This window comes from Actinomadura sp. CNU-125 (genome assembly GCF_001942465.1).
In the GTDB taxonomy this organism is placed as follows: Bacteria; Actinomycetota; Actinomycetes; order Streptosporangiales; family Streptosporangiaceae; genus Spirillospora.
This window is the reverse complement of sequence record NZ_MKJY01000600.1, coordinates 21,705-30,303: the sequence shown is the minus strand read 5'-3', so window position 1 is coordinate 30,303 and position 8,599 is coordinate 21,705. Positions and strand designations below refer to the sequence as shown.

At 73.6% G+C, this 8,599-nt stretch carries 5 protein-coding genes, 1 pseudogene and 1 riboswitch; of the genes and pseudogenes, 3 read left to right on the top strand and 3 right to left on the bottom strand.

Features of this window, described 5'->3' with window-relative positions:
* Window positions 1-112: 112 nt before the first annotated feature.
* Both BJF79_RS49550 and BJF79_RS49545 read right to left on the bottom strand, forming a co-directional pair.
* A complete protein-coding gene (locus BJF79_RS49550) occupies window positions 113-805 on the bottom strand; it encodes a hypothetical protein (RefSeq protein ID WP_075907493.1) in 693 nt (230 codons plus the stop codon).
* Between the two features lie 409 nt (window positions 806-1,214).
* Window positions 1,215-1,790, bottom strand: coding sequence for a maleylpyruvate isomerase family mycothiol-dependent enzyme (locus BJF79_RS49545; protein WP_262403719.1), 576 nt, complete (start codon window positions 1,788-1,790; stop codon window positions 1,215-1,217).
* Window positions 1,791-1,860: 70 nt separating this feature from the next.
* Here BJF79_RS49545 and BJF79_RS49540 point away from each other — a divergent pair, with 70 nt between their 5' ends.
* The 3 genes from BJF79_RS49540 to BJF79_RS49530 all read left to right on the top strand — a co-directional run bounded on the left by BJF79_RS49540 (window position 1,861) and on the right by BJF79_RS49530 (window position 4,559).
* Entirely contained in the window at window positions 1,861-2,685 is an 825-nt protein-coding gene (locus tag BJF79_RS49540; protein ID WP_262403718.1) for a MerR family transcriptional regulator, read from the top strand.
* Window positions 2,686-2,850: 165 nt separating this feature from the next.
* Window positions 2,851-3,939, top strand: coding sequence for an LLM class flavin-dependent oxidoreductase (locus BJF79_RS49535; protein WP_075907492.1), 1,089 nt, complete (start codon window positions 2,851-2,853; stop codon window positions 3,937-3,939).
* Entirely contained in the window at window positions 3,936-4,559 is a 624-nt protein-coding gene (locus tag BJF79_RS49530; protein ID WP_075907491.1) for a CE1759 family FMN reductase, read from the top strand. The genes BJF79_RS49535 and BJF79_RS49530 overlap by 4 nt, the downstream gene beginning before the upstream one ends.
* Here BJF79_RS49530 and cobN read toward each other — a convergent pair.
* A pseudogene (gene cobN / locus BJF79_RS49525) lies at window positions 4,556-8,094 on the bottom strand (cobaltochelatase subunit CobN). The gene BJF79_RS49530 and the pseudogene cobN sit on opposite strands and share 4 nt — an antisense overlap.
* A 54-nt stretch (window positions 8,095-8,148) precedes the next feature.
* A riboswitch (cobalamin riboswitch) is annotated at window positions 8,149-8,267 on the bottom strand.
* Window positions 8,268-8,599: the final 332 nt, after the last annotated feature.

The following is an 8,599-nucleotide window of genomic DNA, read 5'->3' as shown; positions in this document are numbered from 1 at the left end:
CACATCCTGCGCAAGGCGTGCGCCGCGGAATGCCGTCCGGTGATCCTCGCGGCGCTGGCCGCCGAGGACGACGACCTGACCTGCTACAGCCTCGGGAAAATGCTCGAATCGATCACGCCGGACGGTACGCCCGCAGATCCTTGATCAGCAGGTGCGCGTCCGACAGCCGCGACGAGTCCTTCAGCGACCGGTAGATCCCCCATTTGGGGGCGATGTCGCCCTTGCCGTTCCACAGGTCGAGGCCGTCCCGCGCGACGTCCACCGCCACGCCGTCCTCCGACGACACCCGCCACCGGACGCTCCCGGCCTCGGCGAACCGCGCCTCCAGCACGACGTCGATCCACCGGCTCCTCAGCGGCCGCAGGTCCGTCTCCCCGGCCACGACCCCCGCGTGGATCGCGTTCAACTCCAGCAGGTCGCGCCCGCCGCGCCGCCGCAGCGACGTCACCAGCACCGGTTTACCGCCCTTGCCGCCCGCGAACATCTGGTGGACGTGCGTGAAGCTCGTCGTCGCCCGCAGCGCGCCCGTCAGGTACCACGACCAGGCGAACCGCCACGTCTCGTCGCGTCCGATCGCCCACGTGCGGCCGCCCGCCCGCATCCCCTTGACCTCCTGCCGCTGCCGGTCGGGGGAACGGTCGACGTCGCCGGGATGATGGATGTCGAACCGGTACATCGTCCCGAGCGCCTTGACGTGCCGGACGCCCGGATGCGAGCCCGCCCGGTCGTCCTCGACGCTCCCGAACGCCTCCAGCCCGTCCCGCTTCGGCACCGCGTCCCACACCAGCCGCCACCCGTCCGCCATGACCCCATTCTGGCGGACGGGGCGAACCGCACCGCGCCCCCGCAAGAGCGGCCGCCGCTCACACGAATCACTGGTGGGGGCGCCCCCCACGCCCCCGGCAAGGCGGCCGTGTGAGCGTCGGCCTCCACACGAATCACTGTGGGGGGCGACCCCCCACACCCCCCGGCAAGGGCGGCCGTGTGAGCGTCGGCCTCCACTCCGCTGCGCTCCGTTACGGCCGCCGCTCACACGGCGGTATGCGCCAACCAGTGCTCCAGCAACCCCCCATCGCCGGTCACTTTCACGGCTGCGGTGTCCGGGGTGAGGCGGCGCGCGAACAGCAGCATGAGGTCCTGGACGGGGCCCGCGACCGTCACGTCGGCGTCGCGGGCCTCGTACTCGACGACCGCGGCGTCCGGACGGCGGGTGATCAGCCAGCCGGGGACGGACGGCTCGTCCGCGCGCAGGCACAGGGTCTGGCCGGTGCCGCGCAGTTCGCCGAGTTCGGGCTTGAGCCGCGCGCCTCCGGCCTGGTGATGTGGCCCATCGTCTCGGTGATCTCGTCGGCGGCCAGGTCGGGCGCGATCGTGAACGGCGTCCCCGCGGTGATCGTCGCGTCGGCGTGGTGGACGGACGTGTCGTGCAGCATCCGGCGCAGCCACATCGCCGACGGGGCGTCGCCCATCAGCGGGTGCGCGACCGGGCCGGGGTGCGCGGCCTGCGCGGCGACGGCCTCCGCGGCGCCCTCGCGCAGCCACCCCGCCCAGTCCGCCTGGTCGGCCGGGGTGTCGCGGGGGAGTTCGTCCGTCACGGCGGTTCCGCCGGTGCGGAACATCGCCGCGGCCCAGCGGTGCGCCTGCCCGACGTGCCCGACGAGGTCGCGCAGCGTCCATTCCGGGCAGGTCGGAACCGTCGTGTCCGGGGCCGGCCCCGAGGCGGCGTCGGCGAGCCCCGCGGTGTGCTGCCGCAGCCCTTCCGCGATGCGCGTGATGTCCAGGACGTCCATGTCCCGCTCCTCTCTTCCGGTGGTCCGCACGTACGGTAGGAACTCCAGCCGGGTGGAGGTTCAAGTAGTTGTGACGGACGCCACATCGATCGCGATCGGGGACCTGTCGGCGCTCACGGGGGTGCCGGTGCGGACGATCCGGTTCTACTGCGACGAGGGGATCCTCGAACCGGTGCGCAGCACGGGCGGGCACCGGCGGTTCGACGCGGCGGCGGCCGATCGGCTGCGGCTCGTCCGGCGGCTGCGCGGCCTCGGGCTCGGCCTGCCCGCGATCACCGCCGTGCTGACCGGCGAGCGGTCCCTGGACGAGGCCGTCGCCGCCGAGCGGTCCGCGCTGGACGTCGAACTCGCGGCCCTCGCGTGGCGGCGCGCGTCCCTGCGGGCGGTCGAGGACGCCGATCCGGCCGAGCGCGCGGCGCGCCTGGACCTGCTGGCCGCCGTCCAGGACGGCCCGAAGGCGCACGAGGCGCTCCTGGACTTCTGGCGGCGCCGCATCATGGTGCCGGTACCCGACGAGATCGTGCGCGTCCACCTGGAATTGACGGTGCCCGCACCGCCCGACGACCCGCGCCCGGCCAGGTCGTCGCGTACGCGGAGATGGTCGCGCTGGCGGGGGACCGGGCGCTCGTCCGGGAGTTGCGGGCGCAGGGCCGGGCGAACGCCGAGCGGGTCGTGGACGAGCCGACGCTGCTCGACGGGATGCGCGAGGCCGTCGAGCTGGCCATGCCGCTCGTGCGCGCGCGCCGGGAACCGGAGCCGGGACCGGCCCTCGAACGGTTCATGGAGGCGCACGCGGCCGGACGGCGCGAACGCGACTCGCCCGGGTTCCGCCGTTCCCTCCTGCCCGCCGTCGCGTTGGAGCAGGACCCGCGGATGCGCCGGTACTGGGCGCTGAACGGCGAGGTGGCGGGGGACGCGGCCGTCCCGGGCGCGGTGGTCCTGTGGCTGATCGACGCGCTGGAGAGCAGCATCGCCCTCCGGCGGGCCTGAGCGGCACCGGAATAGGCGCCCGCCGGCTCCGGTTAGAATGGTTGAACGTTCTACTATCTGGGAGGCCGACATGCAGTTCGGGATCTTCTCGGTCGGCGACGTCACCACGGACCCGACCACCGGCCGGACGCCCACCGAGGCCGAGCGGATCAAGGCCATGGTCGCGATCGCGCTGAAGGCCGAGGAGGTCGGGCTGGACGTGTTCGCGAGCGGCGAGCACCACAACCCGCCGTTCGTCCCGTCCTCGCCGACGACGATGCTCGGCTACATCGCGGCCCGCACCGAACGGCTCGTCCTGTCCACCGCGACGACGCTGATCACCACCAACGACCCGGTGAAGATCGCCGAGGACTTCGCGATGCTGCAGCACCTCGCCGACGGCCGGGTCGACCTGATGATGGGACGCGGCAACACCGGCCCCGTCTACCCGTGGTTCGGCCAGGACATCCGCAACGGCATCCCCCTCGCGATCGAGAACTACCACCTCCTGCACCGCCTCTGGCGCGAGGACGTCGTCGACTGGGAAGGCGAGTTCCGGACGCCGCTGCAGTCGTTCACCTCGGCGCCCCGCCCGCTGGACGGCGTCCCGCCGTTCGTCTGGCACGGCTCCATCCGCAGCCCGGAGATCGCCGAGCAGGCCGCCTACTACGGCGACGGATTCTTCGCGAACCACATCTTCTGGCCCACCACGCACTTCCAGCGCCTCATCGGCCTCTACCGGCGGCGTTACGAGCACTACGGGCACGGCTCCGCCGACCAGGCCATCGTCGGGCTCGGCGGGCAGGTGTTCATGCGCAAGAACTCCCAGGACGCCGTCCGCGAGTTCCGCCCGTACTTCGACAACGCGCCCGTGTACGGGCACGGCCCGTCGCTGGAGGAGTTCACCGCCGAGACGCCGCTCACCGTCGGCAGCCCGCAGCAGGTCATCGACCGGACGCTGACGTTCCGCGACAACTTCGGCGACTACCAGCGCCAGCTGTTCCTGATGGACCACGCGGGCCTGCCGCTGAAGACCGTCCTGGAGCAGCTCGACATCCTCGGCGAGGAGGTCGTCCCGGTGCTGCGCAAGGAGTTCGAGTCGCTGCGCCCGGCGCACGTCCCGGCCACCGCCCCGACGCACGCCGCCCGCGCCGCGAAGGTCACCGAGGAGAGCCGATGAGCACCCGCACCCTCGCCGTCGTGTCCGCCGGGCTCGGCCGCCCGTCGTCCACCCGGCTGCTGGCCGACCGGCTCGCCGACGCCGCCGCGGACGCCCTGCGCGCCGAGCACGCGCGCGACGTCGTCGTCGAACCGGTCGACCTGCGCGACCACGCCCACGCCATGGTCGACGCGACCCTCACCGGCTTCCCGAGCGGCGACCTGCGCGCCGCCGTCGACGCCGTGACGGGCGCGGACGGCCTCGTCGCCGTCACCCCGGTGTTCAACGCGTCCTACAACGGCCTGTTCAAGACGTTCTTCGACGTCCTCGACCGCGACGCCCTGGACGGGACGCCCGCGCTGATCGGCGCGACCGGCGGCACCGAACGGCACTCGCTCGCCCTCGACTTCGCCGTCCGCCCGCTGCTCGCGTACCTGCGGGCGAACGTCGTCCCGACGGCCGTGTTCGCCGCGTCCGCCGACTGGGGGAGCGGCGAGACCCGCCTCGGCGACCGGATCCGCCGCGCGGGCACGGAACTCGCCGCCCTGGTCGCGGGCCGCCCCGCCCCCGCCGCCGAGGACCCGTACGAGAACCCCGTCCCGTTCGAGGACCTCCTCGGCGCGGCCCGGCGCACCGGCTAGCCGTCCTCCAGGTCGCCCTCCACCTCCAGGTAGAGCCGCTTCAGGGCGTCGAGGGTGGCCTGCTCCGGGTGCTCCCACATGCCCCGGTCCGCCGCCTCCAGCAGGCGTTCGGCGATGCCGTGCAGGGCCCACGGGTTCGACTTCTCGAAGAACGCCCGGTTCTCCTCGTCGAGGGCGTACGTCCGCGCGAGCTTCTCGTACATCCAGTCGGCGACGACCCCGGCCGTGGCGTCGTACCCGAACAGGTAGTCGACGGTCGCCGCCAGCTCGAACGCGCCCTTGTACCCGTGGCGCCGCATCGCCGCCAGCCATCGCGGGTTCACCACCCGCGCCCGGAACACGCGGGACGTCTCCTCGTCGAGCGTCCGCGTCCGGACGGCGTCCGGGCGGGTGCTGTCGCCGATGTACGCCTTCGGCGCCCTCCCCGTCAGCGCCCGCACCGTGGCGATCATCCCGCCGTGGTACTGGAAGTAGTCGTCGGAGTCGGCGATGTCGTGCTCGCGCGTGTCGGTGTTCTTCGCCGCCACGCTGATCCGCCGGTACGCGTTCTCCATGTCGCCGCGCGCCGGGACGCCGTCCAGCCCGCGCCCGTACGCGTAGCCGCCCCACACCGCGTACACCTCGGCGAGGTCGGAGTCGTCGCGCCAGTTCCGGCTGTCGATCAGCGGCAGGATCCCCGCGCCGTACGCGCCCGGCCGCGAGCCGAACACCCGCATCGTCGCGCGCCGCCGGTCGCCGTGCGCCGCCGTGTCCGCCTGGACGTGCGCGCGCACGAAGTTGTCGTCGTCGCGTTCGTCCAGCCCGGCCGCCAGCAGCACCGCGTCGTCCAGCATCGCGACCGCGTGCGGGAAGGCGTCCCGGAAGAAGCCGCTGATCCGGACGGTCACGTCGACGCGCGGGCGGCCCAGTTCGGCGAGCGGCACGGCCTCCAGCCCGGTGACCCGCCGCGACGCCTCGTCCCACACCGGACGGACGCCGAGGAGCGCGAGCACCTCGGCGATGTCGTCGCCCGACGTCCGCATCGCGCTCGTGCCCCACACCGACAGCCCGACCGAGCGCGGCCATTCGCCCGTCTCGTCCCGGTACCGGGCGAGCAGCGAGTCGGCCATCGCGCGGCCGGTGTCGTACGCCAGCCGGGACGGCACGGCCTTCGGGTCTACCGAGTAGAAGTTGCGGCCGGTCGGCAGCACGTTGATCAGGCCCCGCAGCGGCGACCCGCTCGGCCCCGCCGGGACGTAGCCGCCGTCGAGCGCGTGCAGCACCATGCCGATCTCGTCGGACGTCCGCGCCAGCCGGGGCACGATCTCCCCGGCCGCGAACCGCAGGATCTCCGCGACCGTCCCCTCGGCGATCTCCCCGGCCGCCCCCGGATCCCAGCCGCGCTCCTCCATGGCCGCGACGAGCGCGCGCGCCCGCTCCTCGAACGCGTCGACCCGCGCGCGTTCCGTCGAGTCCTCGTCCAGGCCCAGCGCCTCGCGCAGCCCCGGAAGCGCCTGCGAACCGCCCCACAGCTGCCGGGCCCGCAGCATCGCCAGCACCAGGTCGACGCGGCCCGCGCCCTCCGGCGCGGCCCCCAGCACGTGCAGCCCGTCCCGGATCTGCACGTCCTTGACCTCGCACAACCACCCGTCCACGTGCAGGAGGAAGTCGTCGAACTCCGCATCGTGCGGACGGTCGTCCAGCCCGAGGTCGTGGTCGAGACGGGCCGCGCGGATCAGCGTCCAGATCTGCGCGCGGATCGCGGGCAGCTTCGCCGGGTCCATCGCGGCGACGTTCGCGTGCTCGTCGAGGAGCTGCTCCAGCCGCGCGATGTCGCCGTAGCTCTCCGCCCGCGCCATCGGCGGGATCAGATGATCGACGAGCGTCGCGTGCGCCCGCCGCTTCGCCTGCGTCCCCTCACCGGGATCGTTCACCAGGAACGGGTAGATCAGCGGCAGATCGCCCAGTGCGGCGTCGGGCCCGCACTCCGCGGACATCCCCGCCGCCTTGCCCGGCAGCCACTCCAGGTTGCCGTGCTTGCCCACGTGCACCACCGCGTGCGCACCGAACTCGCCCTCCAGCCACCGGTAAGCGGCCAGATAGTGGTGACTCGGCGGCATGTCCGGATCGTGGTAGATCGCGACCGGGTTCTCCCCGAACCCCCGCGGCGGCTGCACCATCACGACCACGTTCCCCGACCGCAGCGCCGCGAGGACGATGTCGTCGCCGTCCACGAACAGCTCGCCCGGCGGCGGCCCCCAGTACCGCTCGATGCCTTCCCGCAGCCCGTCCGGCAGCGTCCGGTACCACGCCTCGTACTCGCCGCGCGCACCCGCACCGGGTTGCGTTCGAGCTGCTCCTCGGTCAGCCAGTCGGCGTCCTGCCCGCCTGCCTCGATGAGCGCGTGCATCAGCGCGTCGCCCTCGTCCGGCAGCGCGTCCCCGACGTCGTAGCCCCGCTCGCGCATCGCCGCCAGCAGCCGCACCACGCTCGCCGGGGTGTCGAGCCCGACCGCGTTGCCGATGCGCGCGTGCTTCGTCGGGTACGCCGACAGCATCAGCGCGACCCGCTTGTCCCCTTCGGGGACGTGCCGCAGCGCCGCGTGCCGGACGGCGATCCCGGCCACCCGCGCGGCCCGCTCCTCATCCGCGACGTAGACGCTGAGGCCGTCCTCGTCGGTCTCCTTGAACGAGAACGGCACCGTGATCAGCCGCCCGTCGAACTCCGGCACCGCCACCTGCGTCGCGGTGTCCAGCGGCGACAGCCCGTCGTCGCCGCCCTCCCACGCGGCCCGCTCGCTCGTCAGGCACAGGCCCTGCAGGATCGGGACGTCCAGTTCCGCGAGCGCGCCGACGTCCCACGCCTCGTCGTCCCCGCCCGCACCCGCGAGCGCGGGCTTCGTCCCGCCCGCCGCCAGAACCGTCACGATCAGCGCGTCGACCCGCCCGAGCGTCTCCAGCAGCCCCGCCTCCGCCGTCCGCAGCGACGCGCAGAAGACCGGCAGCGCCCGCCCGCCCTTCGCCTCGATCGCCCGGCACAGCGCGTCCACGAACGCGGTGTTCCCGGCCAGGTGGTGCGCCCGGTAGTACAGCACTCCGACCACGGGCCCGCCGCCGTCCGCCGCGTCCCGCTCCAGGACGCCCCAGGCGGGCGTCTCCGCGGGCGGTGCGAACCCGAACCCGGTCAGCAGCACGGTGTCCGACAGGAACCGGAACAACTCGCGCAGGTTCCCGGGACCCCCGTGCGCGAGGTACGCGTGCGCCTCGGCGGCGACACCGGCCGGAACCGTCGAAAGCCCCATCAACTCGGCGTCCGGGGCCTGCTCGCCGCTGAGGACCACCACGGGACGGGGCCCCGCCAGCAGGGCGTCCAGCCCCTCCTCCCAAGCCCGGCGCCCGCCGAGCAACCGGACCACCACCAGGTCGGTGCCCTCGACGAGTCCGGGAAGTTCCTCCACCGGAACGCGCGCAGGGTTGGCCAGCCGGAAATCGGCGCCACCGGCGCGCGCGCTGAGCAGATCGGTGTCCGAGGTGGACAGCAGAAGGATCACGCGGATCGCGTCCTCACCCGGGGTCCTCGCCCCGAATCGCAGGGAAACGGCGGCGACATGGAGTCTCCTGGCTTCCGGATCGACGCTCGCCCCGGCCTTCCCGCTCGCGCAGTGGCCGTGCTGGGGTCCGCTCCCCGGTGACAGTTGCGGGACAGCGCCGGATTCGCACCGGCTTCCTCCGCTTGTCGCCGCCCACACCCTAACGCGCCCCGCCCCCGGCCGCTCGTGCCGCCCCGGCCGCCTCCGGCGCCGACGCCCGTCCGGCCCCATGCCCGCCGACGACGAAGACGCGGCATGGAGGGCGACCGCCGTCGCCGAGTTCGCCGGTGACGGCCGCCCAGCCCGTCATGCCCGCCCCGGCCGCCGCCATCCCTTGTCAGCGGGGCCTCCGAGGGGGCCTGTAGCGGGCGCGAGGGCGTCGCGAACCATCACGGCGGGCAGATTTCCTGCATCATGGGGTTCATGGCGACCTACCGCGACTGGATCCTCGTCACGTCCTACGAGAACCTGC